Here is a 24226-nt window from a genome sequence, read left to right on the forward strand (position 1 = left end):
AGCGAGGGGCGGACGTGTCGGATCAGACCGTCGTCGTCGCGGCGGATGCGCACAACGTCGTCGTCTCGGCGGACTACTTCCAGTCCTACTCGGTGGTCGGGCTGCTCGCCGTCATCGGCGTGCTGTTCGTCGCCGTCGCGTTCGGGGCGGGCCGCCTGCTGCGACCCGTGGTCCCCACACCCGAGAAGCTCATGACGTACGAGTGCGGCGTCGACCCCGTCGGCGAGGGCTGGGCACACACCCAGGTCCGCTACTACGTCTACGCCTTCCTGTACGTGATCTTCGCCATCGACTCGATCTTCCTGTTCCCCTGGGCGACGGTCTTCGCCGACCCGGGCTACGGCGCAACCACCCTCGTCGAGATGTTCGTCTTCCTCGGCTTCCTCGCCGTGGGCCTGCTCTACGCATACAAGAAGGGCGTTCTGGCATGGACGTGACGCCAGAAGTGAATTCGCCGGAGCGCGCGGAAACGAACTCGTCCGAGCCCGTACTGCTCCCGGAGCCGAAGCGGCTGGGCGCGCTGGCCCGCCTCGCACCCGAGCCGATGAAGGTGATCCTCAACTGGGGACGCCGCTACTCCCTCTGGGTCTTCAACTTCGGCCTCGCCTGCTGCGCGATCGAGTTCATCGCCGCGTCGATGGCCCGCCACGACTTCATCCGCCTCGGCGTGATCCCGTTCGCGCCGGGCCCGCGCCAGGCCGACCTGATGGTCGTCTCCGGCACGGTGACGGACAAGATGGCCCCGGCCGTCAAGCGCCTGTACGAGCAGATGCCCGAGCCGAAGTACGTCATCTCCTTCGGGGCCTGCTCGAACTGCGGCGGCCCGTACTGGGACTCCTACTCCGTCACCAAGGGCGTCGACCAGATCATCCCCGTCGACGTCTACGTCCCCGGCTGCCCGCCGCGCCCCGAGGCGCTGCTCCAGGGGATCCTGAAGCTCCAGGAGAAGATCGCGCGGGAGTCGCTGGGGGAGCGGTACGGACACGGTTCGGCGCGACCGTCTACGGCGGCGTTGCAGAGCGGGTTGGTGCGCGGGCCGCAGGCGCCCGGTTCCGGCGATGCGGGTGCCTCCGGCGTGGAGTCGACGGGCCTGGATGCCGCTGGCGTGGAGTCGACGGGCCCGGGTGCCGCTGGCGTGGAGTCGACGAGCCCGGATGCCTCCGGCGCGGGGGAGGCCGCCCGATGACGACGACCGGCTGGCTGCCCGCTCCCGTCGAGGACCTCTTCGGCCCCGAGGCCACGGCCGAGGAGTCCTACGAGGTCCTGACGGTCGACGTCCCCCCGGCCTCCTGGCTCGCCGCACTCGAGGCGGCCCGCGACCGGCTGGGCTGCACCTATTTCGACTGGCTGAGCGCCGTCGACGAACCCGGCACCGGCTTCCGCGTCGCCGCCCACGTCGTGGCCCTGTCCCCGGTACGGCGCCTGCTGGTCCGTACGACCGTCCCGCACGAGGCACCGACGCTGCCCTCGGCGGTGGGCGTGTACGCGGGCGCGGCCTGGCACGAGCGCGAGACGCACGAGATGTTCGGCGTGGTCTTCGCCGACCACCCGGCCCTGGACCACCTGCTCCTCCCCGAGAACTTCGAGGGCCACCCCCTCCGCAAGGACTTCGTCCTGGCCGCCCGCGTCGCCAAGGCCTGGCCCGGCGCCAAGGAACCCGGCGAGTCCGAGCACGGCGGCCCCAAGCGTCGCCAGATGCTCCCGCCGGGCGTCCCCGACCCGAACGAATGGGGCCCTCTGAAGGGCCAACTCCCCCCTGCCCCGGCCCGCCCGGCCAGAGGCGCGGGCCGCGCGGCGGGAGACCGCCCGGCCCGAACCGCGGGGGAGCGGCCGACGAGGGCAGCGGGCGAACGACCGGTGCGCCGCGCTCGTACGGCGGCGGAGGGTTCGGCGAGCCAGGCGGTGCCGGGGGCCGGGGCGGCGGAGGGTGCTGCGCCTGCGCCTGCGCGTCGTGCTCGTACGGCGGCGGAGGGTTCGGCGAGCCAAGCGGCACGGGCCGCCGGAGCGGCCGAGGGCACCGCTGCTCCGTCCGGGCCTCGTCGCTCGCGCAGCGCCTCGCAGGGTTCGGCGAGTCAGAGGACCGTGCCGGAGGCGGCGGCCCCCGAAGCAGCCCCTCCCGAAAAGTCGGCACCCGAGCCTGCCGCAGTTGCCGACGCGGCGCCCGATACGGCCACCTCCGAGGCGGCGACCCCCAAGGCGCCCCGTAGCTCGGACGCTCCGTGGCACCACGCCCGCCCGGCCTTCGACGAGCCGGAGCCCGAGCGCCCGTCCGAGCCCGAGCCACAACCGGAGTCGGAGTCGGAGTCGAAGTCGGAGCCGGAGGCGGCACCGGAGTCGGAGGCGGCACCGGAGCCGGATGCGTCCGACGGCGGTGAGTCGGAGCCCGTCGCCGAGCCCGCCCCCGAAGCAGACCGCGCAGACCGCAGCGATCCCGCAGACCGTAACGATCGCGCAGACCGCAACGACCCCGCAGACCGCAACGACCCCACAGGAGGCCCGCAGTGAACGACGCGCTCGACGTCACCCTGCGACTCCTGATCGTCTTCGTCGTCTTCCTCACGTTCCCGCTGATCATCGGTCAGACCGAGCACAAGGTGATGGCCCACATGCAGGGCCGGCTCGGCCCGATGTACGCCGGTGGCTTCCACGGCTGGGCCCAGCTCGTCGCCGACGGCGTGAAGTTCGCGCAGAAGGAGGACGTCGTCCCGGCCGGCGCGGACCGCCGTATCTTCCAGCTCGCCCCCGCCGTGGCGCTGCTCCCCTATCTGCTCGTCCTCCTCGCCATCCCGATCGGCCCGAGCGAGGGCGCGGTCGGCGAGGTCATCGACGCGGGCATCTTCTTCGTCCTCGCCGTGATGGGCGTCGGCGTCCTCGGCTCGCTCATGGCCGGCTGGGCCTCCGCCAACAAGTTCTCCCTCCTCGGCGGCCTGCGCACCGCAGCCCAGCTCCTCGCCTACGAACTCCCGATGCTGCTCACCGCCGCCTCCGTGGCGATGGCCGCCGGCACCGTCTCCCTCCCCGGCATCCTCGACGCCTTCGAGTGGTGGTGGCTGCCCTGGCAGATCGTCGGCGCGATCGTCTTCTTCGTCGCCGGTCTGGCCGAACTCCAGCGCCCGCCCTTCGACATGCCCGTCGCCGACTCGGAGATCATCTTCGGCGCCTACACGGAGTACACCGGCCTGCGCTTCGCCCTCTTCCTCCTCGCCGAGTACGCCGGAATCGTCGTCCTGTGCGGCCTGACCACCGTCCTCTTCCTCGGTGGCTGGCACGGCCCCTGGGGCGCCGACGGGCTCGGCTGGGTCTGGACCCTGCTGAAGACGGCCGTCCTCGCCTTCATCGTGATCTGGCTGCGCGTCACCTACCCCCGACTGCGCGAGGACCAGCTCCAGAAGCTCTCCTGGACCCTCCTCGTCCCCCTCTCCCTCGCCCAGATCGCCCTCACCGGCGTCGTCAAGGTGGTGATCCAGTAACCATGTCCCGCCCGTCACCCGACCACCGCCCCTCAACGACGCCCTCCGGGCGCCCCCGCCTGTCGATTCCCGGCTCTGGGCTCGCCAAAGGCCTGGCCGTCACCCTGCGCACGATGACGAAGAAGTCCGTCACCGCGCAGTACCCGGACACCCAGCCCGACCTCCCGCCCCGCACGCGCGGCGTGATCGGCCTGTTCGAGGAGAACTGCACGGTCTGCATGCTGTGCGCCCGCGAGTGCCCCGACTGGTGCATCTACATCGACTCCCACAAGGAGACCGTCCCGGCGGTGACCCCGGGCGGCCGCGAGCGCAGCCGCAACGTCCTCGACCGCTTCGCCATCGACTTCTCCCTGTGCATGTACTGCGGTATCTGCATCGAGGTCTGTCCTTTCGACGCCCTGTTCTGGTCCCCGGAGTTCGAGTACGCCGAGACCGACATCCGCGAACTCACCCACGAGCGCGACAAACTCCGCGAGTGGATGTGGACCGTCCCGGCCCCGCCCGCCCTGGATCCCGCGGCCGAGGAGCCCAAGGAGATCGCCGCCGCCCGCAAGACCGCCGAGAAGCTGGCGGCCGCCCAAGCGGAACCGCAGGAGGGAGAGTCGTGAGCCTTTCCGCCGCCGCCGCGACGGCACACGCCTCCACCACCACTGCCGCAGAAGCACACGGCTTCCTCTCGCCGACCGGCGTCGAGATCACCTTCCTCCTCGTCGGCCTGGTCACCTTCGGCGCCGCCCTGGTCACCGTCACCACCCGGCAACTGGTGCACGCCGCCCTGTGGCTGGTCGTCGCGCTCGGCGGCCTCGCCGTCGAGTACCTCCTGCTCACCGCCGAGTTCATCGCCTGGGTCCAGGTCCTCATCTACGTCGGTTCGGTCGTCGTCCTCCTTCTCTTCGGTCTGATGCTCACCAAGGCCCCCATCGGCCGCTCCCCGGACGCCGACTCCGGCAACCGCTGGGCCGCCCTGACCGTGGCCGTCGTCGCAGCGGCCACCTTGGTCTGGGTGGTCGTCGACGCCTTCCGCGCGACCTGGATCGACCTCGACGGCCCCGCCGCCGGCTCCACCCGGACCACCGGCGAGAGCCTCTTCCAGAACTGGGTCCTCCCCTTCGAGGCCCTCTCCGTCCTCCTCCTCGCCGCCCTGGTCGGCGCGATCGTCCTGTCCCGCAAGGCGAAGGAGACCGCCCCCGAGCCCGGTGCCCCGAGCGAGAAGGAGCCGCGCTGATGCATCTCGCCTATCCCGCCGTACTCTCCGCCCTCCTCTTCTGCACCGGCCTGTACGGCGTCCTCGCCCGCCGCAACGCGATCCTGGTCCTGATGTCGGTCGAGCTGATGCTCAACGCCGTCAACCTCAACCTGGTCGCCTTCGACGTCTGGCTCAGCCGGGCCGCCGAGGAGACCCTGCACTCCGGTCAGGCGCTCACCCTGTTCACCATCACCATCGCCGCCGCCGAGATCGGCATCGGCCTGGCGATCGTGCTCGCCGTCCACCGCAACCGCGGCACCTCGGACATCGACAAGCTCCGCGACACCGCCGAGGGCCACGAGTCCGACGGCTCCGACCACGACGCCCTCACCGCCGGGCAGGCCGAGAAGGCTGAGGCCACCGCGTGACCACGACCACCCTCGCCGTACTCGTCCCCCTCCTTCCCTTCCTCGGCGCCGCGGCCGGCCTGCTCCTGGGCCGCACGGCCCCCGGCTTCGTCCGCCCCCTCGCCGTCCTGCCGACGCTCGCGTCACTCGTGCTCGCCACGGTCGTCGCCGCGCGCCAGGGCGGCGACCAGGCGATCAACTCCGCCACCGAACTCACGCCCACCGGCTCGGTCCCGATCGAACTCGCCCTGCACATCGACGGCTTCGCCGCCCTTGTCGCCGTCCTCGTCGGCGTCGTCGCCACCTGTGTGCAGATCTATTCGACCGGCTACCTGCGCGACGACCCGCGCTACCCCTCCTACGCCGCGCTCGTCTCCCTGTTCACCTCCGCGATGCTGCTCGTCGTCTACTCCGGCGACCTGATGGTGCTGCTGGTCGGCTGGGAAATCATGGGCATCTGCTCGTACTTCCTGGTCGGCCACTACTGGGAGACCCCGGAGGCCCGCGCCGCCTCCATCAAGGCATTCCTGGTGACCAAGCTCGGCGACGTCCCCTTCCTCATCGGCCTGTTCGCGCTGGCCACCGACGCCGGGTCCTTCCGCATCACGACGATCCTCGACACCGTCGCGGACGGCGGACTCGACAACCCGACCCTGGTCGCCCTGCTGCTCCTGGCGGGCGTGGCCGGCAAGTCGGCGCAGTTCCCGCTGCACACCTGGCTCCCCGACGCGATGGCGGGCCCCACGCCCGTCTCCGCGCTGATCCACGCCGCGACGATGGTCGCCGCCGGTGTCTACTTCGTCGCCCGTCTCCTTCCGGTCTTCGAGGCCTCCCAGGCCGCGATGATCGTCCTCGCCGCGATGGCCGCGATCACGATGATCGGCTCCGGTCTCGCCGCGCTCGCCCAGGACGACATCAAGCGCGTCCTCGCCTACTCGACGATCGGCCAGCTCGGCTACATGACCGGCGCCCTGGCCGTCGCCGACCGCGGTGCCGCCGTCTTCCACCTCCTGTCGCACGGCGCCTTCAAGGCGCTGCTGTTCCTCGCGGCCGGCGTGATCATCCACGCCTCCGGCACCAACTCGCTGGCCGCCATGTCCCGCATGGGCCATCTGCGCGACCGCGTCCCGGACGCCTTCTGGACGATGACCGTGGCGCTCCTCGCGCTCGCCGCGATCCCGCCGTTCAGCGGCTTCTTCTCCAAGGAGTCCGTCCTCGGCGCCGCCGAGCACGTCGTCACCGGCCACACCGAGCACGCCCCCGCCGCCACGGGCTGGCTCGTCCTCGTCTCGGGCCTGGTCACGGCCCTGCTCACCGCCGCGTACGCGATGCGCCTGTGGCTGCTGGCCTTCCACGGCCGCGGTGCCGAAGCCCCCGACCACGGCAGGCAGCCGCTGACGATGACCGTCGTGCTGTGGGTGCTCGCCGTGCCGTCGCTCGCCGTCGGCGCGTTCGCCTACCGGGTGCTGCCCGACTGGTTCGACGGCCGCGATCTCACCCCGACCCTCACCACCTCCGTCCTCGGCACAGGTGTGGCTCTCGTCGGCGGCATCGTCACGTACGCGGCCTGGCGGCACACCACCTCGGTCGCGGCCCCATTCCCGCTGGGCGCGGTCGCCGCCCACCCGGAGGGCGACGCCGGACTCGTCGAGGCCGAGGCCATCGCCAGCCACGCGCCCGTGTACGGGGGAGTGGCCTACGCACCGGACCCGGCGGACCCCGGGCGGCTGCTGCTCGGCCCCCTGCACCGGCACGCGGCCGTCGGCTTCCACCTCGACGCCGTGTACCAGGCGCTGTTCGTCCGCCCGGTCCAGGCCGGCGCGAGTCTCGTCCGGTTCCTCGACCGAGAGGTCGTCGACACCTACGTACGCGGCGCGGGCGCCCTACCCCGCTGGCTCGGCATCGCCGTACGGCGCGCCCAGACCGGCAATGTGCAGACCTATGTGAGCGCGCTGCTCGCCGGCACCGTCGTCCTCGCGGTCGCCGCCGTCCTCGTCGCCACGGGAGCGTGAGCAGGCGTGATCGATATCAACGAGTCCGTGATGCAGTTCCTTCTGGCGTTCGTCGTCGTCGGCCCGCTCCTCGGCGCGGTCGCCGCTCTCCTGCCCGCCCCGCCCGGGCTGAAGGGGAAGTCCCCGGAGCAGGCCGTGCTCCGGCACGGCGTCACCGTCACCGGCGCGGTGCTCGTCGCGGCGATCGTCCTGGCGCTCGGCTTCGACCACGACCAGCCGTCGAAGATGCAGGCCAGCACCGATATCAGCTGGATCCCCGCACTCGACGTGCGCATCCACCTCGGCGTCGACGGCATTTCCCTCCCCCTCGTGGTCCTGACCGCGCTGCTGACCTTCCTCTGCGCGCTCTACTCCTACTTCAAGATGCCTGCGGGCCCGACCCCGAAGGCATTTGTCGCACTCGTGCTCGTCCTGGAGTCCGGCACCCTCGCCACCTTCGCCGTCCTCGACCTGCTTCTGTTCTTCCTCGCCTTCGAGATGGTCCTCGTCCCGATGTACTTCCTCATCGCCCGCTGGGGCGGCGAGGGCAGGACCGCGGCGGCCTGGAAGTTCATCCTCTACACGCTGCTCGGCTCCGTGGTCATGCTGCTCGGCCTGCTCCTGATCGGAATCAAGGCGGGCACATTCGACATGGTGGCACTCGCCACTGACAACGGCCGGTCGCTGACCACATCCGTGCAGGTCATCGCCGTTCTTTCGATCGGGATCGGGCTCGCAGTCAAGACGCCGATGTGGCCGCTGCACAGCTGGCTGCCCGACGCCCACACCGCCGCCCCGACCGTCGGCTCGGTCCTGCTGGCCGGCGTACTGCTGAAGATGGGTACGTACGGGTTCGTCCGCATTCTGCTGCCGATCACCCCGGACGGCTTCGCCGACTTCGCGCCCTACCTCGCCGCCTTCGCCGTCGTCGGGATCATCTACGGATCGCTGGCCTGCCTCGCCCTGGCCAAGCAGGGCGCGAAGGGCGATCTGAAGCGCCTCATCGCCTACTCCTCCGTCGGCCACATGGGCTTCGTCCTGCTCGGCATCGCCACGATGACCCCGACCGGCGTGAACGGCGCCCTGTTCGCCAACATCGCCCACGGCCTCATCACCGGCCTGCTGTTCTTCCTGGTCGGAGCCCTGAAGGACCGTACGGGCACCACCGACCTCGACGCCCTCGCCGAGCAGACCGGCGCTGCCCTGTACGGCAAGGCCCCGCGCCTCGGCGGCCTGCTCGCCTTCGCCGCGGTCGCCTCGCTCGGGCTGCCCGGGCTCGCCGGGTTCTGGGGCGAGATGCTCGCGCTGTTCGGCGCGTTCGAACCCGCCCCCGAACTCAGCCGCCCGGCGTTCCTCACCTTCATGGCGATCGGCGCCTTCGGCACCCTGCTCACCGCCGCGTACCTGCTCGTCGTGGTCCGCCGCGTCTGCATGGGCGCCGCACCGCAGGACGCCCCGAAGCTCGCCGACGTCCAGAGCTACGAGTTCGCGGCCTGGACCCCGCTCGTCGCCCTCACCGTCGTCGCCGGACTGTGGCCGAAAACCCTGCTCGGCCTGACCGACCCGGCCGTGCAGCAGCTCCTCTCAGGAGGCACCCGATGAGCTCCCTGGCCCATCCACTGGCCGCGAACCTCGTCCAGTCAGTCGACTGGCTCGCCATCGCGCCGCCCACCGTCGCGGCCGTTGTCGCACTCGTGGTGCTCGTCGCCGACCTGTTCATCGCGGAGAACAAGAAGGCGGTGCTCGGCTGGACGTCCGTGGCCGGCCTCGCCGCCTCCGCGCTTGCGCTGCTGCCGCTCCTGGACGGCGACCGCTCCACCTTCTGCCTGGCCGGCGACGCCGAACTGTGCAGCTACACGGCCGACCGCTTCACCCTCGTCATCCAGTTCCTGGTCCTCGGCGGCGCCCTCCTCGCGGCCCTGCTTTCGGTCACAGTGCTCAAGGACGCCAACAAGGGGCTTCCCGAAGGGGAGTTCTGGTTCCTGCTGCTCTCCTCCGCGGCCGGAGCCGCCCTGCTGCCCGCCTCCCGGGACCTCGCGACCCTCATCGTCGCCCTGGAAGTCGCCTCGCTGCCCGCCTTCGCCCTCGTCGGCCTTCGCCACGGTGACCGCAAGTCCTCCGAAGCGGCACTGAAGTTCTTCCTGTCCTCGGTCACCGCGACCGCGGTCAGCCTCATGGGCATCAGCTTCGTGTACGCCTCCACGGGCACCCTCTACCTCACACAGATCGCCGACCGCGTCCAGAACGTCGACGGCCAACTGCAGACCCTCACCCAGACCGGAGTCGTCCTCACCCTGGTCGGCTTCGCCTTCAAGACGGCCGCCGTGCCCTTCCACTTCTGGGTGCCGGACACCTACGTAGGAGCGCCGCTGCCGATCGCCGCCTATCTGTCGGTCGTCGGCAAGGCGGTCGGCTTCACCGGCCTGATCCTCGTCACCGTCATTGCCCTGCCCTCGTACGCCGACGTCTGGGGCCCCGCCCTCGCGGCGCTCGCCGCGCTCACCATGACCGTCGGCAACGTCGGCGCCCTGCGCCAGCAGGCCACGCGCGCGTACAGCGCGGTACGCCTGCTCGCCTGGTCCTCCGTCGGACAGGCCGGCTACCTCCTGGTGCCGATCGCCGCCGCCGCGTACTCCGACGACGCCGAGCGCTCCATCGGCTCCACCGTCGCCTACGCCCTCATGTACGCCGCCGTGAACCTGGGCGCCTTCGCGGTGGCCGCCCTCGTCGGCCGTACGAAGACCCTCAACCGCATCAGCGACTACCGCGGCCTGTACGCGCGCAACCCGCTGTCCGCCCTCGTCCTGGCCTTCTTCCTGCTGTGCCTCGCCGGACTTCCGCCGGGCATCATCGGCCTCTTCGCCAAGGTCACCGTCTTCTCCGCCGCTGTCGACGCAGGGCTCGGCTGGCTCGCCGTGGTCATGGCCGTCAACGTCGTGATCGCGCTGTTCTACTACCTCCAGTGGACGGCCCTGCTGTTCCGCGCCCCCGAGGGCGAGCCCGTCAGGTACCTCGCGCCCGCGCCGGTCACGGCCGCGATGGCGCTCACCGGGGTCATCGGCATCGCCCTGTCCGGAGCGCCTCAGCTGATCCTGCGGTTCACGGACACCGGGCTTTTCTGAGCCCAGGAGCGGAACCCTGGGGAGCGTTCCGTACGCGCGCGTGGAACAACCCGCCCTCCACACGCGCGGGCGCGTTCACCCGTACGGCCCACGCCCGCCGCCGCACGGACAAGGGAACCCGGGGCCCTCGCCTGGCGTTGACCAGTACGGAAGGGTCCACTGGACGTGTCACCACGGCACCAGTGGCATCGGAGATCGACCAGCAAAGGGTTCCCCTGCCGCACCACTTGGAGGGCGTACCGTGCACCGCCGGCACAACGGGCTCAGGACCGCAGTCCTCCTCGGGGGACTGTCCGCAATCATCATCGTCATCGGCAGTTTCTTCGGCCGCATGGGGCTCGTCATCGCGGTGGTCATCGCGCTGGGCACGAACGCCTACGCGTACTGGAACAGCGACAAGCTGGCGCTACGCGCGATGCGTGCCCGCCCGGTCAGCGAGTTCGAGGCTCCCGGGCTGTACCGCATGGTCCGCGACCTCTCCACCCAGGCCCGCCAGCCGATGCCGCGCCTGTACATCTCACCGACGGAGGCCCCGAACGCCTTCGCGACGGGCCGCAACCCGCGCAACGCCGCCGTGTGCTGCACCGAAGGAATCCTGCGCATCCTCGACGAGCGGGAACTGCGCGGCGTCATCGGCCACGAGTTGAGCCACGTCTACAACCGCGACATCCTGATCTCATCGGTCGCCGGGGCCCTCGCCTCGGTGATCATGTTCCTGGTCAATTTCGCGTGGCTGATCCCGATCGGCCGCTCCGATGACGACGACGGCCCCGGCATCCTCGGCCTGCTGCTGATCATGATCCTCGGGCCGCTCGCCGCCTCGCTCATCCAGCTGGCGATCAGCCGCTCCAGGGAGTACGAGGCCGACGCGTCGGGCGCCCAGCTCACCGGCGACCCGCTCGCCCTCGCCAGCGCGCTGCGCAAGCTCGACGCCGGTACGAAGCAGCTCCCTCTGCCGCCCGAGCCGCGTATCGAGACCGCCAGCCACATGATGATCGCCAACCCGTTCCGCCCAGGTCAGGGGTTCTCCAAGATGTTCTCCACCCACCCGCCGATGGCGGATCGTATCGCCCGGCTAGAGAGGATGGCTGGTCCTCGGTGAAAACCATCCTGAACGTCATCTGGCTCGTCCTGAGCGGCTTCTGGCTGTTCCTCGGCTACCTGGCCGCAGGGCTGCTGCTGTGCATCACCATCATCGGCATCCCCTTCGGCATCGCCGCGTTCCGCATCGGCGTCTACGCCCTGTGGCCCTTCGGCTACACGACGATCGAGCGCCACGACGCGGGAGCCCCGTCCTGCGTCGGCAACGTCCTGTGGCTGGTCCTGGCCGGCTGGTGGCTCGCCATCGGCCACATCGTCACGGGCCTGCTGCTGTGCGTCACGATCATCGGCATCCCGTTCGGCATCGCCAACTTCAAGCTGATCCCGGTGTCGCTGTTCCCGCTGGGCCGCGAAATCGTCCCGACCGACAGGCCGTTCGCGTCGGGCTGGTAGAACGGGCGGCCGTGCGGGCCGTGCGGGCCGTGCGGGACAACCACGACGACCGGCGGGACGACGGCAACGACCGTGCGGGACGACGGCAACGGACCGTGCGGGATGACTGCAACAACCGGTCGAGGGGACGTGCCGGGCGGGAGCGGCAGCCGAGGGTTTTCCACAACCCGGCGGTTGTCCACAAGCCGGCCCGACTGTCAGTGGCGGCTTGCATCATGAACGCATGACCGAGAACGAGCAGTTGCTGACGAGCGTGGCCGACAAGGCCCGCAACACCCGACCGTGGGGCTGGACTTCGCTGCCCGAGCCCGTGGACGCGGCCACCGTGGCCCGTGCCGAGGCCGCCCTCGGCTTCCGCCTGCCGCCACTGCTCGCCGACCTCTACCTCCGGATAGGAGACGGCGGATTCGGCCCGGAGTACGGCCTGTTGCCCCTGCTCGACAGCCCTCCGGCAGGCGAGCCCGCCGCCGTCACGCAGTACCTCGCCAATCGCGAGCACGCCCGCCAGGACCCCGACTGGCCCTGGCCCGAGGGCGTCCTGCCGATATCCCACTGGGGCTGCGCGATGTACGCCTGCGTCGACTGCCGCGGCCCCGAGCCCACCGTCCTGCTCTTCGAACCGAACGCCGACGACGCGGACCACGCCTGGTACGTGGACGCCCCGAGCCTCGCCCACTGGCTGCGCGCCTGGACCGACGGCACGGGCTGGTACGAGGAGATGAACGAGGAGCTGGAGATGGCCCCTTGGACCGACTTCCGCATACGCACGGCGGCAGCACCGGCGCCCTGACCGGCCCGCCCTCGCGATTTGCTCTCACCCTGCGACTCGGCGCCGTCGCCCCTTCGTCGCGGGGCCCCACCGCCTGTGGGCCAGCGCCCGCCCGCCCACTCAGGGCGGCAACATCCACGCCCCGACCGCCGCGCCGCGTGTTTGCTCCCACCTGACCGCCGCGCCCCGGCGCCCGCCGTCCCCTGCTGGCCAACGCCCCCGCGAGCCCGCATACACACAGCGGCAGCCCTCACGCCCTGACCGCCGCGCCCCGAGGCTTGCTCCCAGGCCGCTTCGCCACGACACCTGCCACGCCCTGACCGCCGAGCCCTGACCGCCGAGCCCCGCGATGCACTCTCACCGCGATGCACTCTCACCGCGACCGCTTCGCCCCGGCGCCCGCCGCCCCCGGCTATCGCCCCCGCGCGTCCGCCCGACCCGCCACCCATCGCCGTACGCCGTACGCGACCACGCCCACCGCCAGCACCCCCGCACCGACGGCCACGGAGACACCCGGAAGGGAGAAGGCCAGCACCACACAGCCGAGGAGCCCCACCGCGGGGACGACGCGTGCAGCCGGCGCCGAGCCGAGAGTCCAGGCCGACGCGTTGGCCACCGCGTAGTACGCCAGCACGCCGAAGGAGGAGAACCCGATCGCGCCGCGCACGTCCACCGTGGCGGCCAGGACCGCGACCACAGCGCCCACGGCGAGTTCGGCCCGGTGAGGCACCTGGAACCGCGGATGCACGGCCGCCAGGGCGCCGGGCAGATGCCCGTCACGGGCCATGGCCAGCGTCGTCCGTGAGACGCCCAGGATCAGGGCGAGCAGCGAGCCGAGTGCGGCGACGGCGGCGCCCACCCGTACCACCGGAGTCAGCCCGGGCACCCCGGCCGCCCGCACCGCGTCGGCCAGCGGTGCGCTCGCCTGTCCGAGGCCCTCCGACCCCAGCACAGAGAGGACAGCCACCGCCACACACGCGTACACCACCAGCGCGATGCCCAGGGCCAGCGGAATCGCCCGGGGGATGGTCCGCGCGGGGTCCCGCACCTCCTCGCCCAGGGTCGCGATCCGCGCGTACCCGGCGAAGGCGAAGAACAGCAGCCCCGCCGCCTGAAGCACCCCTCCGATGCCATCTGACGTCCCGATGTCCAGCCGCGCGGCATCGGACTGGCCGGACCCCAGACACACGACCGCCACACATGCGAGGACAGCGAGGACCACCCCCACGATCGCCCTGGTCAGCCAGGCGGACTTCTGGACGCCGCCGTAGTTCACCGCGGTCAGTGCCGCCACGGCCGCGACCGCCACCGCGTGCGCCTGCTCCGGCCAGACGTAGGCCCCCACGGTGAGTGCCATCGCCGCACAGGAGGCCGTCTTGCCGACCACGAACGACCAGCCCGCGAGATACCCCCAGAACGGCCCGAGCCGCTCACGCCCGTACACGTACGTGCCGCCCGAGGCGGGATACAGGGCGGCCAGGCGCGCCGACGACGTGGCATTGCAGTAGGCGACCACGGCCGCGACCGCCAGCCCGAGCAGCAGTCCGGTACCGGCCGCGCGTGCGGCGGGCCCCAGCGCGGCGAAGATCCCTGCCCCGATCATCGAGCCGAGCCCGATCATCACGGCATCCCCGATCCCCAGGGTGCGCCGCAGCTCGGGGGAGGCGGAGCTGGGCTGTGTCATGGCCGGAACCCTACTGATCGCTGCAACCGAGGGGTGCCCCGGTGACGTCCTGTTCATCAACAGAGCACGAACAAGCGCGCCCGAGATCACAGTGCCGAAGAAGTGCAGGCACAGCGCGGAGGGGCAGGTTCAAGGCATGACGATCATCAGCTGGATCATTCTGGGGCTGTTGGCCGGGGCCATCGCCAAGTTCCTGCTGCCGGGCCGCGACCCGGGCGGCTTCATCGGCACGACGCTCATCGGCGTCGCGGGCGCGTTCATCGGCGGCTGGATCTCGTCCCGCTGGCTGGACCACCCGATCACCAAGGACTTCTACGACGGTGCGACATGGGCCTCGGCGATCGGCGGCTCCCTCGTGCTCCTGATCGCCTACCGCATCCTGTTCGGCCATTCCCGCAGCTGACCGGGATCAGCCGCAGAGCGACACCTCCGGACCGCAGCCGGCAGACGAGAAGGGTGGGCACCCACAGCGGAGTGCCCACCCTTTCTCGCGCCTCTGAGGTCGCTTACCGGTAGTTCACGAACTGGAGCGCGAAGTCGAAGTCCTTGCCCTTCAGCAGGGCGATGATGGCCTGGAGGTCGTCCCGGCTCTTGGAGCTGACGCGCAGTTCGTCGCCCTGGACCTGGGCCTTCACGCCCTTCGGGCCCTCGTCGCGGATGATCTTCGCCACCTTCTTCGCGTTCTCCTGGGAGATGCCCTCCTGGATCGACGCGAAGATCTTGTACTCCTTGCCCGAGAGCTGGGGCTCGCCCGCGTCCAGGGCCTTCAGGGAGATGCCCCGCTTGATCAGCTTGGACTGGAAGACGTCGAGGACGGCGTTCACCCGGTCCTCGGAGTTCGCCTCCATCAGGATCTTCTCCCCGGACCACGAGATCGAGGCACCCACGCCCTTGAAGTCGTAGCGCTGCGAGATCTCCTTGGCGGCCTGGTTGAGGGCGTTGTCGACCTCCTGCCGCTCGACCTTCGAGACGATGTCGAAACTGGAGTCGGCCATGTCCTGTGGCTCCTTGTATCGGGGTGCGTGTGGGGTGCGATTCGGCGGGCGTGGGGGTGGCCGCCGAGCCCGGGGCAGGCCCCGGACCGCATCCGGACAAGCCTAGCCACCCCACGTCCCCCGGGAGGCGATCAATCGGGTGGCGAAGCACCCCTCCGCATCGGGTATTGTTTACGTCGTTGCCAGGGAGCACCGCCGACAGAGCGGTTCGAACGGCAGCAAACCCCGGCGGTGTGCCCGAGCGGCCAAAGGGAGCAGACTGTAAATCTGCCGGCTCAGCCTTCCCAGGTTCGAATCCTGGCGCCGCCACACTGGGGAAAACCCCTCCGATCTACGGAAGCGTAGAGAGGAGGGGTTTTCGCGTTCCCGGGGTGTGCCGGGGGCACACTGATCTCATGAGCACGCGTCGCAGAAGCTGCCCCGAGTGCCGACGGGACATCGCCGTCGTCGCCGGCCGGTTCGCACGGCACGACCCGCCGGGTGCGCGGGAGCACGGGGAACTCGTGTCGTGCCCCGGATCACGGCGGCATGCGGAACTCGGAGCAGCGCAGCCCGCGTTGGACGGGTATGCCGTGCCCGACTTCCCCGGCCAGCTTCCGCTCTTCTGAACCTCAGTTCCCCGCGACCGGCTGAACCTCAGCTCTCCGCCACGGGCTGAACCTCAGTTCGCCGCCACGGGCTGAACCTCAGTTCCCCACCATCGACTGAATCTCAGTTCCCCGTCACCGACCGAACCTCAGTTTCCCGCCACCGACTTCACCGCCACCGCAACCGGGGCCGAGCCGCTGATGAGTTCGAGCGTCAGGCCGTGCGTCGCCGGGGTGTCGAGCAACTCCGCGATTACGGCGGCCACGTCGTCGCGCGGGATCGGGCCGCGGCCGGTGTGGGCCTCCAGGCGCACCTGGCCGCTCCCGGCGTCGTTCGTCAGCATTCCTGGGCGCAGGATCGTCCAGTCCAGGGCGTCCAGGCCGCGGACGTACTCGTCGGCGGCGCCCTTGGCCCGCAGATAGACGTCGAAGATCTCGTCACCCTTGTGCTGCGGGTCCGCGCCCATCGACGACACGACGAGGAAGCGCCGTACGCCCGCCCGGACCGTCGCGTCCGCGAACAGGACGGCCGCGCCCTTGTCCACCGTGTCCTTGCGGTCCGTTCCGCTGCCCGGGCCCGCGCCGGCCGCGAAGACCGCCGCGTCCGCGCCCTGGAGATGGGAGGCGACCTCCTCGACCGAGGCCGACTCCAGGTCCAGCACGACGGGTTCGGCTCCGGCCTCCCGCAGATCGGCGCTCTGTTCGGCCTTGCGGACGATCCCCGCGACCTCGTCTCCGCGCGCGGCGAGCAGCTTCTCCAGCCGCAGCGCGATCTGACCATGACCACCAGCGATGACAATGCGCATGGTTCCGACCGTACGCCCGGACAGCCGCATCCGCCGCACGACTTCAGCCACGCCTCAGTGCTTTGGGAGCGCGTGCCTCACATACGGGCGTCAGGGGGCGCGACATCCGGCGTCAGGGGCGCGGGTCATCGGCGTACGTGCGCGGTCGCGCACCCGACCGCCCATCCGGCCGCGCACCCGGCCGCGCACCCGGCCGCGCACCCGACCGTGCGCCCCTCGAGTCCCGCCCGCACCGCCTCACGACAACTCCCCGCGGCCCTGCCGGGGCAGCCCCAACTCCGCGGCCACGGCCGAGTTGCAGTACTCCCGCACCGCGCTCGTCCGCGCCACCACGCGCCCGCGGTGCACCACGATGCGGCTGTAGGCCAGCGACAGCGCGCCCGAGAGCCGGTCGCCGCGCACCGCCAGCAGTTCGGCCGGGAAGCCCGCCTCCACCCGTACCTCGGGCAGGCCCAGCGCCGCACGGGCCGAGGCGCTGACGCAGTCGTACGCGTCCTCGGGGCGCAGCCCGTGACGGGAGGCCAGCAGGTACGCGGCCTCCAGCGGGTCCCCGCGGCCGACCGGGTTCGACACGTCCCGCACGGCACCGCTCCCGGCGGCGACGCGTACGCCGGCGGAGCGCAGCAGTCGTACGGGCGCCGTCGCCCGTCGCTCCACGCCCCCGCAGCCGCCCTGCGGCAGGCACACGACCGTCACGCCGGCCGCGGCGAGCTGGTCCGCGGCGCGGGAGGCCACCTGGGCGGGCAGCCGCCCCAGGCCGCCGCACGGGCCGAGCGTCACGCCGGGGCGCAGACCGCCGGCCATCGCGGCGACGCGGGACAGCCGTGCCGGGTCGGTGGCGTCGGTGTGCAGGTCGACGGGGCAGCCGTGCTCGGAGGCGACCTCCAGGACGGCCTCCACATAGCCCGTCGGATCCGGGTCCAGGTCGGGACAGCCGCCGACCACCGAGGCGCCCATCTTCACGGCGTCCCGCAGCATCGCGAGCCCGTCGGCCCCGGCGACGCCGGTCAGCAGCCGGGGCGTCGCCACGGTCGTCAGCTCCGTGAGCCCGCGCAGTGAACGCCGTGCCTGGAGTACGGCGGCGAGGGCGTTCAGCTCCTGGATCTCGTCCACGCGCACGTGTGCCCGCAGCACGGTCGCCCCGTGCCCGAGCTGGAGCAGAGCGGCCTCGGTCGCCCGGCGCTGCACGTCGTGGGGGTCGTAGGAGACCGGTCCGCCCTCGTCGGCGGAGAGCGCGGTGTCGCCGTGGGCGTGCGGTTCGGCCGGGGCCGGCAGGAGCAGATAGCCGCCGAGGTCCACGCGCGTCCCGCACGCGCGTGTGCCGCTCGCCAGGCTCCCGGCCGTGCCGACCGCCTCGATACGTCCGCCGTCCAGCCGTACGTCCACCGTCCGGCCGTCGGTGAGCCGTGCCCCGCACAGCAGCAGAGCACCCGGGTCGGCCGGTCCGGACGAGCCCGACGAGGAGGACGAATGGGGCGGCTGGGGGTGGCTGTCGGGCATCGCACTCCAGAGGCAAGATCACGCAGAGTGAGTCGAGCCTAGGGTGACGACGGGGCGGCGGAGCGCAGGAGCGCAATAGTCGTACCGGTGTGGTCCGCCGAACGGGAGCGTGCCCGCGGTACCGCGGTGGCCTGCGAGGTGTCCGCGTGGCTCCGCCGATCGGCCGCAGAACCGGGCCGCGAAACGGATTTGGGTGAACGGCGGCTGAGCGTGTAATGTCTTCATCGCTCGCCCCAATAGCTCAGTCGGTAGAGCGTCTCCATGGTAAGGAGAAGGTCTACGGTTCGATTCCGTATTGGGGCTCTGGTGTGAGAGGTTCCCGCCGCGAGGCGGGAACGGATCACATCAAAGCGGTGTAGCTCAGTCGGTAGAGCAAGCGGCTCATAATCGCTGTGTCACCGGTTCAAGTCCGGTCACCGCTACTGACAGTAGCCGATTGCGGGGTCGGTCCTTCGATCGGCTACTCTTTCTTGCGTTAAATCATCCCATCCGTTCGTCAAGGAGCACTCACGTGGCTGCCACCGACGTCCGCCCGAAGATCACGCTGGCCTGCGTGGAGTGCAAGGAGCGGAACTACATCACCAAGAAGAACCGGCGTAACAACCCGGACCGTCTTGAGATGAAGAAGCACTGCCCGCGTTGCAACGCGCACACCGCGCACCGCGAGACGCGATAAATCAGGCTCGTACGCGAGGCCGCCCCCCGACAGTGGGGGCGGCCTCGCGTCGTTTCGGGCTCGGTTACCGGTCGGTTCCGGCCGGGTCCAGGTCCATCAGCCCGGCGCATCGGCCCGGCGCACCAGTCAGGCGCATCAGTCAGGCGAACCAACAGCTCAACCGCAGCAGACAGCAGGAGGTACCGGGCCATGGCGCTCGACCAGTCCTTCGTGGGGCGGAGCTACCCGCCCACCGAGCCCTATGAGGTGGGCCGGGAGAAGATCCGTGAGTTCGCGGAGGCCGTGGGGGACACCAACCCGGCGTACACCGACCCGGAGGCCGCCAAGGCGCTCGGTCACCCGGATGTGATCGCCCCGCCGACCTTTGTCTTCTCGATCACCTTCAAGGCGGCCGGACAGGTCGTCGAGGACCCCCAGCTGGGCCTGGACTACAGCCGGGTCGTGCACGGTGACCAGAAGTTCGCGTACACCCGGCCGGTGCGCGCCGGCGACCGGCTGTCCGTCACCTCGACCATCGAGGCCGTGAAGTCCATGGCGGGCAACGAGATCGTGGACATCCGCGGCGAGGTCCACGACGAGGCGGGCGAGCACGTCGTGACCGCCTGGACGAAGCTCGTGGCCCGTGGGGCGGACGCCGAAGAAGGGGAGGGCTGAGCGTCATGACGGCGAAGATTGCGTACGGTGACGTCGAGGTCGGCACCGAGCTGCCCGCCCAGAGCTTCCCCGTGACCCGTGCCACGCTCGTCCAGTACGCGGGCGCCTCCGGGGACTTCAACCCGATCCACTGGAACGAGAAGTTCGCCAAGGAGGTCGGGCTGCCGGACGTCATCGCGCACGGCATGTTCACCATGGCCGAGGCGATCCGGGTGGTCACCGACTGGACCGGAGACCCGGCGGCGGTCGTCGAGTACGGCGTCCGTTTCACCAAGCCGGTCGTCGTGCCGAACGACGACCAGGGCGCCACGATCGAGGTCAGCGGCAAGGTCGCGGCCAAACTCGACGACAACAAGGTCCGCGTGGATCTGACCGTGGTCAGCGAGGGCCGCAAGGTGCTCGGCATGTCCCGGGCGGTCGTACAGCTGGCGTGAGTCGTACAGCTGGCGTGGGTCGTACAGCTGACGTGGGTCGTACAGCTCGCGTGAACGGCACGCGCGTGCCGTGAGGTAAGGGGCGTCCTCCATGGTGGGGCGCCCCTTACTCATTCCGGTGGGCCGGCACTCATTCCGGGGACCGACCCCCTTGACCTAGTTAGTGATTGAGTACTAACTTACTTCTCATGGTCAGGATGAGTGCAGAGGAGAGGCGCGAGAGTGTCGTCCGTGCGGCGATGACCGAGTTCGCCCGCGGCGGCTACTACGGCACGTCCACGGAGGCGATCGCCAAGCGGGTCGGTGTCTCGCAGCCGTATCTCTTCCGGCTCTTCCCGGGCAAGAAGGCGATCTTCCTCGCCGCCGCCGAACGCTGCGTGGAGGACACCATCCGGATGTTCGAGGACGCCTCCGAAGGGGTGGAGGGCGAAGAGGCCCTGCACGCCATGGGTGACGCCTACCGGAAGGTCGTCTCGGAAGAACCCGAGCGGCTGATGATGCAGATGCAGATGTACCTCGCCGTGGCAGCCGCCGAGCAGGAGGGTGATCGCGAGTTCGGCGAGGCGGTGCGGGGCGGCTGGACCCGGCTGTGGGACACCGTCCACGTGCCGCTGGGGGCGGACGTCGGTGAGACGACGACCTTCATGGCGTACGGGATGCTCATCAACTGCCTGGTGGCCATGGGTTTTCCGCCGGATCACCGGGTCTGGGCGGGGATGGACCCGGCGGGGCGGGACGAGGAGCGGGAGTAGGAGCGGGGTGGCGAGGGTCACCCTGCCTTTTTACGTCCGGCAAAGTTAGTGATCGATAACTATCCATTTAGCGGAACGCATCACCCCAGGGGGAGCGATGTCACACCACACCGATCAGAACGCGCGGGCAGCCCGCCCGGGCGGGGCCGTATGGGCTCTCGTCATCACCAGCGTCGCCGGGTTCATGGCCGCGCTCGACAACCTCGTCGTCACCACCGCACTGCCCTCCATCCGCGAGGACCTGGGCGGAGCGCTGCATGACCTGGAGTGGACGGTGAGTGCGTACACACTCACCTTCGCCGTCCTGCTGATGTTCGGCGCGGCCCTCGGTGACCGCTTCGGCCGCCGCAGGCTCTTCCTCGTCGGCATCTCGATCTTCACCGTCGCATCCGCCGCCGCGGCCCTCGCGCCCGGCATCGACTCCCTGATCGCCGCCCGCGCGGTGCAGGGTGCCGGCGCGGCGATCATGATGCCGCTGACGCTGACCCTGCTGACGGCGGCCGTGCCGGCGGCCAAGCGCGGGATGGCGTACGGCATCTGGGGCGCCGTCAACGGGCTCGCGATCGCGTCCGGGCCGCTCATCGGCGGCAGCCTCACCGAGCACATCTCCTGGCAGTGGATCTTCTGGCTGAACGTTCCGCTGGGCATCGCCCTGCTGCCGCTCGCCCGCCTGCGCCTCGCCGAGTCGTACGGCACCGGCGCCCGGCTCGACATCCCCGGCACCCTGCTCGCCAGCGGCGGCCTCTTCGGGATCGTGTACGGCCTGGTGCGCGGCCCCGCCGACGGCTGGACCGGACGGCTGGTCCTGACCGGCCTGTTCGCCGGAGGCGCGCTGCTCGTCGGGTTCGTCCTCTACAGCATCCGCGCCAAGAACCCGATGCTGCCGATGCGGCTGTTCCGCTCCCGGGCGTTCTCCGGGATCAACGCCGCGAGCATGCTGATGTTCCTCGGGATGTTCGGGTCGATCTTCCTGCTCAGCCAGTACATGCAGGGCGTGCTCGGCTACTCGCCGACCGAGGCGGGGCTGCGGATGCTGCCGTGGACCGGCATGCCGATGCTGGTCGCGCCGATCGCCGGCATCCTCGCCGACCGCATCGGCGGCCGCCCCGTCGTCGCCACCGGCCTGTTCCTCCAGGCCGCGGGCCTCGCCTACATGGCGTCCGTGGTCACCGTCGACGTCTCCTACGCCGCCCAGCTGCCCGGCCTGATCATCAGCGGCGTCGGCATGGCCCTGTTCTTCGCCCCGGCATCCCACCTGGTCATGTCCAGCGTCCGCGCCTCCGAACAGGGCATCGCGTCCGGTGCCAACAACGCCCTGCGCGAGGTCGGCGGCGCGCTCGGTATCGCCGTCATGGCGTCGATCTTCTCCGCGCAGGGCGGCTACGAGACCGGCCAGAGCTTCGTCGACGGTCTGCGGCCCGCCCTGGTCACCGGCGCCGGCGTCGTCGGCCTCGCCGGCGTGGCGGCCCTGATCATCCCGTCGCACCGGCGGGCCGACGCGCCCGCGAACCCGGCCGAGCAGGCCCCGGAGCGGGTGCTGGAGACGGCCGCCGGCTGATCGCGCCCGCCCCGGCCCCACCCCGCCGACGGCACCAAATCCGGACCACGAGGACACGAGGACACGAGGACACGAGGAGCAGTCATGCCCACCCTTCCCTGGACCGTCCCGAACCCCGCACCGCCCGGCGCCGAGGCGCACGTCTTCGCCTCCCGCTTCGAGACCCGCACGCTCTGGGGAGCGCTCCGCTTCCTCGCCCGCACGCCGGGCGTGTGGTGGCAGGTGAGCCGGGCGCCCGGCGCGTACGGCGCCTCCCTGAAGGCCGAGCCCTTCAAGCGGACCTTCTGGACGCTGTCCGCCTGGGAGTCGCCCGCGGCGCTGAAGGACTTCGCCCGCTCCGGCACCCACGCCCCCACCTCACGGGGCCTGGCGGCGCAGATGCGGGACGCGAAGTTCGCCACCTGGCAGGTGCCCGGCGAAGATCTCCCGCTCGACTGGACGGAGGCGTTCCGGCGGCTGACGTGAACGGCACGCGCGCGTGGAGCGCGCGTCGGCCCCGGCACTCCACAGGGGTGCCGGGGCTGTCGGTGCCGTCTCGTAGTCTTGAGCGCGTGCAGGAACTCCACGACGCCCCCCTCGCCCCCTTCACCACCTTCCGGCTGGGCGGCCCCGCCACCCGTCTGGTCACCGCCACCTCCGACGCCGAGGTGATCGACGTCGTGCGCGAGGCCGACGCCGCCGGGACCCCGCTGCTGCTCATCGGCGGCGGCTCGAACCTGGTCATCGGCGACAAGGGCTTCGCGGGCACCGCACTCGTCATCGCCACCAAGGGCTTCGAGCTGGACGGCACCGCGCTCGAACTGGCCGCCGGCGAGGTGTGGACCGACGCCGTCGCCCGCACCGTCGAGGCCGGGCTCGCCGGGGTCGAGTGCCTCGCCGGAATCCCCGGCTCCGCGGGCGCCACGCCGATCCAGAACGTCGGCGCCTACGGCCAGGAGGTCTCCTCGACGATCACCGAGGTGATCGCGTACGACCGCCGGGCCGGCGAGACGGTCGTCGTCCCGAACGCCGAGTGTGCCTTCTCCTACCGCCACAGCCGCTTCAAAGCCGACCCCGAGCGCTACGTCGTCCTGCGCGTCCGCTTCCGGCTGGACGACGCCGACGGGCTCTCCGCCCCCGTCAAGTACGCCGAGACCGCGCGTGCCCTCGGCGTCGAGGTCGGCGACCGCGTGCCGCTGGCCACCGCCCGCGAGACGGTGCTGAAGCTCCGTACCGGCAAGGGCATGGTGCTGGACCCCGAGGACCACGACACCTGGTCGGCCGGATCGTTCTTCACCAATCCGATCCTCACCGACGAGCAGTTCGCGGCGTTCCACGCGCGCGTGCGCCAGCACCTCGGCGACGGCACCGAGGCGCCCGCCTACCCGGCGGGGGAGGGGCACACCAAGACCTCCGCGGCCTGGCTCATCGACAAGGCGGGCTTCACCAAGGGGTACGGCACGGGCCCCGCCCGCATCTCCACCAAGCACACCCTCGCCCTCACCAACCGCGGTGAGGCGACCACCGAGGACCTTCTCGCGCTCGCCCGCGAGGTCGTCGCCGGCGTCCGCGAGACCTTCGGCATCACGCTGGTCAACGAGCCGGTGACGGTCGGCGTCAGTCTGTAGCGCGCCCGTGCGGGGCTTCGGCCCCCGCGGGCGGCCTCAGTGGGCGACGCCCACGCCCTGCTTCACCGTGGCCGGGTCACCGACCGCCGCCAGCATGGCGTGTGCCGCATCGGCGCGCCCCAGGATCCGGCCCCGGACCGGGAACCCGCCCACGACCTTCCGGTACGAGCCGGTGAGCGGCTTGTCCTGGAGGCGGGGCGGACGAGTGGAGCTTCCCGATCGCCGCGTCGCTGTACGCCCAGACCGAGCTCAAGCGGCGGCACGACGACGCCGTACGGCAGACGGGCGCCGGTCCGCACGTGCCGATCCAGGACTCGACACCTACCTGCGGGCCGAGCAGGAGCTGGGCCGGGTCCGCACGGACGCGGACACGTTCGCGGCGGCTTCGCTGCTGACGGGGGCCTGCGCGCAGCGGGCGTTCGACTACGACGCGACCAAGGAGGCGGTACGGCCGCCGGTGGACGAGTTCGCCGCCCGGCCGGCCCGCAGGCTCCTCGCCGGCATCGCCGACTGACTCCGTCGAGCCGGACGGGT

26 protein-coding genes, 3 tRNA genes and 2 pseudogenes are annotated in these 24226 nt (G+C 71.0%); 26 read left to right on the plus strand and 5 right to left on the minus strand.

The features are described from left to right. Positions 1–14 precede the first annotated feature (14 nt). From AC3ETA_RS15150 to AC3ETA_RS15210, 13 genes are all read left to right on the plus strand, one after another. Positions 15–437 carry an NADH-quinone oxidoreductase subunit A gene (locus AC3ETA_RS15150; protein ID WP_107904177.1) on the plus strand — a complete coding sequence of 141 codons (423 nt, stop codon included), beginning with the start codon at positions 15–17 and terminating at the stop codon, positions 435–437. Further along, on the plus strand, positions 428–1186 hold the full coding sequence (locus AC3ETA_RS15155; protein WP_432193404.1) for an NADH-quinone oxidoreductase subunit B: 759 nt from the start codon (positions 428–430) through the stop codon (positions 1184–1186). The genes AC3ETA_RS15150 and AC3ETA_RS15155 overlap by 10 nt, the downstream gene beginning before the upstream one ends. Next, positions 1183–2505, plus strand: coding sequence for an NADH-quinone oxidoreductase subunit C (locus tag AC3ETA_RS15160; protein WP_432193405.1), 1323 nt, complete (start codon positions 1183–1185; stop codon positions 2503–2505). The genes AC3ETA_RS15155 and AC3ETA_RS15160 overlap by 4 nt, the downstream gene beginning before the upstream one ends. Beyond that, positions 2502–3470, plus strand: coding sequence for a complex I subunit 1/NuoH family protein (locus AC3ETA_RS15165; RefSeq protein WP_030947592.1), 969 nt, complete (start codon positions 2502–2504; stop codon positions 3468–3470). Before AC3ETA_RS15160 ends, AC3ETA_RS15165 begins: the two co-directional genes overlap by 4 nt. 113 nt (positions 3471–3583) lie before the next feature. Beyond that, positions 3584–4078: a 4Fe-4S binding protein gene (locus AC3ETA_RS15170; protein ID WP_432193406.1), complete on the plus strand. Its 495-nt coding sequence runs from the start codon at positions 3584–3586 to the stop codon at positions 4076–4078. Continuing rightward, entirely contained in the window at positions 4075–4695 is a 621-nt protein-coding gene (locus tag AC3ETA_RS15175) for an NADH-quinone oxidoreductase subunit J family protein (protein ID WP_432193407.1), read from the plus strand. Before AC3ETA_RS15170 ends, AC3ETA_RS15175 begins: the two co-directional genes overlap by 4 nt. Next, positions 4695–5084 (plus strand): NADH-quinone oxidoreductase subunit NuoK, encoded by a 390-nt coding sequence (gene nuoK / locus AC3ETA_RS15180; protein WP_432193408.1) that lies wholly within the window; start codon positions 4695–4697, stop codon positions 5082–5084. Before AC3ETA_RS15175 ends, nuoK begins: the two co-directional genes overlap by 1 nt. After that, entirely contained in the window at positions 5081–7075 is a 1995-nt protein-coding gene (locus AC3ETA_RS15185) for an NADH-quinone oxidoreductase subunit 5 family protein (RefSeq protein WP_432193409.1), read from the plus strand. Before nuoK ends, AC3ETA_RS15185 begins: the two co-directional genes overlap by 4 nt. Positions 7076–7081: 6 nt before the next feature. Then, complete coding sequence (locus AC3ETA_RS15190) at positions 7082–8656, plus strand: complex I subunit 4 family protein (protein ID WP_432193410.1); 1575 nt, start codon at positions 7082–7084, stop codon at positions 8654–8656. Further along, positions 8653–10176 (plus strand): NADH-quinone oxidoreductase subunit N, encoded by a 1524-nt coding sequence (locus tag AC3ETA_RS15195; protein WP_432193411.1) that lies wholly within the window; start codon positions 8653–8655, stop codon positions 10174–10176. The genes AC3ETA_RS15190 and AC3ETA_RS15195 overlap by 4 nt, the downstream gene beginning before the upstream one ends. 241 nt (positions 10177–10417) lie before the next feature. After that, entirely contained in the window at positions 10418–11278 is an 861-nt protein-coding gene (gene htpX, locus AC3ETA_RS15200; RefSeq protein ID WP_030947608.1) for a zinc metalloprotease HtpX, read from the plus strand. Beyond that, on the plus strand, positions 11275–11670 hold the full coding sequence (locus AC3ETA_RS15205) for a YccF domain-containing protein (protein ID WP_432193412.1): 396 nt from the start codon (positions 11275–11277) through the stop codon (positions 11668–11670). Before htpX ends, AC3ETA_RS15205 begins: the two co-directional genes overlap by 4 nt. Positions 11671–11893: 223 nt before the next feature. After that, positions 11894–12460, plus strand: a complete 567-nt coding sequence (locus tag AC3ETA_RS15210) for an SMI1/KNR4 family protein (RefSeq protein WP_432193413.1) — start codon at positions 11894–11896, stop codon at positions 12458–12460. 391 nt (positions 12461–12851) lie between these two features. Here the strand turns inward: AC3ETA_RS15210 and AC3ETA_RS15215 are convergent, their stop codons facing one another. Beyond that, positions 12852–14123 carry an APC family permease gene (locus AC3ETA_RS15215; protein ID WP_432193414.1) on the minus strand — a complete coding sequence of 424 codons (1272 nt, stop codon included), beginning with the start codon at positions 14121–14123 and terminating at the stop codon, positions 12852–12854. 136 nt (positions 14124–14259) lie between these two features. Here AC3ETA_RS15215 and AC3ETA_RS15220 point away from each other — a divergent pair, with 136 nt between their 5' ends. Beyond that, positions 14260–14526, plus strand: a complete 267-nt coding sequence (locus AC3ETA_RS15220) for a GlsB/YeaQ/YmgE family stress response membrane protein (RefSeq protein ID WP_030947618.1) — start codon at positions 14260–14262, stop codon at positions 14524–14526. A gap of 103 nt (positions 14527–14629) precedes the next feature. On the opposite strand, the gene AC3ETA_RS15225 is transcribed toward AC3ETA_RS15220, so the two are convergent. Continuing rightward, a complete protein-coding gene (locus AC3ETA_RS15225) occupies positions 14630–15118 on the minus strand; it encodes a YajQ family cyclic di-GMP-binding protein (RefSeq protein ID WP_380853588.1) in 489 nt (162 codons plus the stop codon). A gap of 227 nt (positions 15119–15345) precedes the next feature. On the opposite strand from AC3ETA_RS15225, the gene AC3ETA_RS15230 reads away from it, so the two are divergent. Both AC3ETA_RS15230 and AC3ETA_RS15235 read left to right on the plus strand, forming a co-directional pair. Next, a tRNA-Tyr gene (locus AC3ETA_RS15230) sits at positions 15346–15427 on the plus strand. 86 nt (positions 15428–15513) lie between these two features. Further along, positions 15514–15726, plus strand: coding sequence for a hypothetical protein (locus AC3ETA_RS15235; RefSeq protein WP_150500370.1), 213 nt, complete (start codon positions 15514–15516; stop codon positions 15724–15726). A gap of 128 nt (positions 15727–15854) precedes the next feature. On the opposite strand, the gene AC3ETA_RS15240 is transcribed toward AC3ETA_RS15235, so the two are convergent. Together AC3ETA_RS15240 and AC3ETA_RS15245 are read right to left on the minus strand one after the other, a co-directional pair. Further along, positions 15855–16511, minus strand: coding sequence for an SDR family oxidoreductase (locus AC3ETA_RS15240; protein WP_432193415.1), 657 nt, complete (start codon positions 16509–16511; stop codon positions 15855–15857). Positions 16512–16748: 237 nt separating this feature from the next. Further along, positions 16749–18011 carry an amidohydrolase family protein gene (locus tag AC3ETA_RS15245; protein WP_432193416.1) on the minus strand — a complete coding sequence of 421 codons (1263 nt, stop codon included), beginning with the start codon at positions 18009–18011 and terminating at the stop codon, positions 16749–16751. Positions 18012–18241: 230 nt separating this feature from the next. Here AC3ETA_RS15245 and AC3ETA_RS15250 point away from each other — a divergent pair. From AC3ETA_RS15250 to AC3ETA_RS15290, 9 genes are all read left to right on the plus strand, one after another. Then, positions 18242–18314 (plus strand) — tRNA-Thr (locus AC3ETA_RS15250). 46 nt (positions 18315–18360) lie between these two features. Then, a tRNA-Met gene (locus tag AC3ETA_RS15255) sits at positions 18361–18433 on the plus strand. Positions 18434–18522: 89 nt separating this feature from the next. Further along, positions 18523–18687 carry a 50S ribosomal protein L33 gene (gene rpmG, locus AC3ETA_RS15260; RefSeq protein ID WP_003948671.1) on the plus strand — a complete coding sequence of 55 codons (165 nt, stop codon included), beginning with the start codon at positions 18523–18525 and terminating at the stop codon, positions 18685–18687. Between the two features lie 189 nt (positions 18688–18876). Further along, on the plus strand, positions 18877–19341 hold the full coding sequence (locus AC3ETA_RS15265) for a MaoC family dehydratase N-terminal domain-containing protein (protein WP_147995129.1): 465 nt from the start codon (positions 18877–18879) through the stop codon (positions 19339–19341). Between the two features lie 5 nt (positions 19342–19346). Next, on the plus strand, positions 19347–19775 hold the full coding sequence (locus AC3ETA_RS15270; protein WP_432193417.1) for a MaoC family dehydratase: 429 nt from the start codon (positions 19347–19349) through the stop codon (positions 19773–19775). 188 nt (positions 19776–19963) lie between these two features. Then, positions 19964–20527: a TetR/AcrR family transcriptional regulator gene (locus AC3ETA_RS15275; protein ID WP_432193418.1), complete on the plus strand. Its 564-nt coding sequence runs from the start codon at positions 19964–19966 to the stop codon at positions 20525–20527. 97 nt (positions 20528–20624) lie between these two features. After that, a complete protein-coding gene (locus AC3ETA_RS15280; RefSeq protein ID WP_432193419.1) occupies positions 20625–22085 on the plus strand; it encodes an MFS transporter in 1461 nt (486 codons plus the stop codon). 84 nt (positions 22086–22169) lie between these two features. Next, positions 22170–22550 carry a DUF3291 domain-containing protein gene (locus AC3ETA_RS15285; RefSeq protein WP_432193420.1) on the plus strand — a complete coding sequence of 127 codons (381 nt, stop codon included), beginning with the start codon at positions 22170–22172 and terminating at the stop codon, positions 22548–22550. Between the two features lie 86 nt (positions 22551–22636). Continuing rightward, complete coding sequence (locus AC3ETA_RS15290; protein ID WP_432193421.1) at positions 22637–23692, plus strand: UDP-N-acetylmuramate dehydrogenase; 1056 nt, start codon at positions 22637–22639, stop codon at positions 23690–23692. A gap of 36 nt (positions 23693–23728) precedes the next feature. Here AC3ETA_RS15290 and AC3ETA_RS15295 read toward each other — a convergent pair. Continuing rightward, a pseudogene (locus tag AC3ETA_RS15295) lies at positions 23729–23902 on the minus strand (epimerase); the annotation flags it as partial. Between AC3ETA_RS15295 and AC3ETA_RS15300 the strand changes: the two are divergent. Further along, positions 23896–24206 (plus strand): annotated as a pseudogene (locus tag AC3ETA_RS15300) (TetR/AcrR family transcriptional regulator); the annotation flags it as partial. The pseudogenes AC3ETA_RS15295 and AC3ETA_RS15300 overlap by 7 nt on opposite strands. Between the last annotated feature and the right edge of the window lie 20 nt (positions 24207–24226).

Source organism: Streptomyces sp. bgisy027 (assembly GCF_057710365.1).

Excerpts from the sequence above, each read along its gene's own strand:
- AC3ETA_RS15155 (WP_432193404.1), top strand. The coding sequence starts at position 428 with ATGGACGTGACGCCAGAAGTGAATTCGCCGGAGCGCGCGGAAACGAAC.
- AC3ETA_RS15160 (WP_432193405.1), top strand. The coding sequence starts at position 1,183 with ATGACGACGACCGGCTGGCTGCCCGCTCCCGTCGAGGACCTCTTCGGC.
- AC3ETA_RS15170 (WP_432193406.1), top strand. The coding sequence starts at position 3,584 with ATGACGAAGAAGTCCGTCACCGCGCAGTACCCGGACACCCAGCCCGAC.
- nuoK (WP_432193408.1), top strand. The coding sequence starts at position 4,695 with ATGCATCTCGCCTATCCCGCCGTACTCTCCGCCCTCCTCTTCTGCACC.
- AC3ETA_RS15195 (WP_432193411.1), top strand. The coding sequence starts at position 8,653 with ATGAGCTCCCTGGCCCATCCACTGGCCGCGAACCTCGTCCAGTCAGTC.
- AC3ETA_RS15210 (WP_432193413.1), top strand. The coding sequence starts at position 11,894 with ATGACCGAGAACGAGCAGTTGCTGACGAGCGTGGCCGACAAGGCCCGC.
- AC3ETA_RS15215 (WP_432193414.1), bottom strand. The coding sequence starts at position 14,123 with ATGACACAGCCCAGCTCCGCCTCCCCCGAGCTGCGGCGCACCCTGGGG.
- AC3ETA_RS15220 (WP_030947618.1), top strand. The coding sequence starts at position 14,260 with ATGACGATCATCAGCTGGATCATTCTGGGGCTGTTGGCCGGGGCCATC.
- AC3ETA_RS15225 (WP_380853588.1), bottom strand. The coding sequence starts at position 15,118 with ATGGCCGACTCCAGTTTCGACATCGTCTCGAAGGTCGAGCGGCAGGAG.
- AC3ETA_RS15235 (WP_150500370.1), top strand. The coding sequence starts at position 15,514 with ATGAGCACGCGTCGCAGAAGCTGCCCCGAGTGCCGACGGGACATCGCC.
- AC3ETA_RS15240 (WP_432193415.1), bottom strand. The coding sequence starts at position 16,511 with ATGCGCATTGTCATCGCTGGTGGTCATGGTCAGATCGCGCTGCGGCTG.
- AC3ETA_RS15245 (WP_432193416.1), bottom strand. The coding sequence starts at position 18,011 with ATGCCCGACAGCCACCCCCAGCCGCCCCATTCGTCCTCCTCGTCGGGC.
- AC3ETA_RS15265 (WP_147995129.1), top strand. The coding sequence starts at position 18,877 with ATGGCGCTCGACCAGTCCTTCGTGGGGCGGAGCTACCCGCCCACCGAG.
- AC3ETA_RS15270 (WP_432193417.1), top strand. The coding sequence starts at position 19,347 with ATGACGGCGAAGATTGCGTACGGTGACGTCGAGGTCGGCACCGAGCTG.
- AC3ETA_RS15275 (WP_432193418.1), top strand. The coding sequence starts at position 19,964 with ATGGTCAGGATGAGTGCAGAGGAGAGGCGCGAGAGTGTCGTCCGTGCG.
- AC3ETA_RS15280 (WP_432193419.1), top strand. The coding sequence starts at position 20,625 with ATGTCACACCACACCGATCAGAACGCGCGGGCAGCCCGCCCGGGCGGG.
- AC3ETA_RS15285 (WP_432193420.1), top strand. The coding sequence starts at position 22,170 with ATGCCCACCCTTCCCTGGACCGTCCCGAACCCCGCACCGCCCGGCGCC.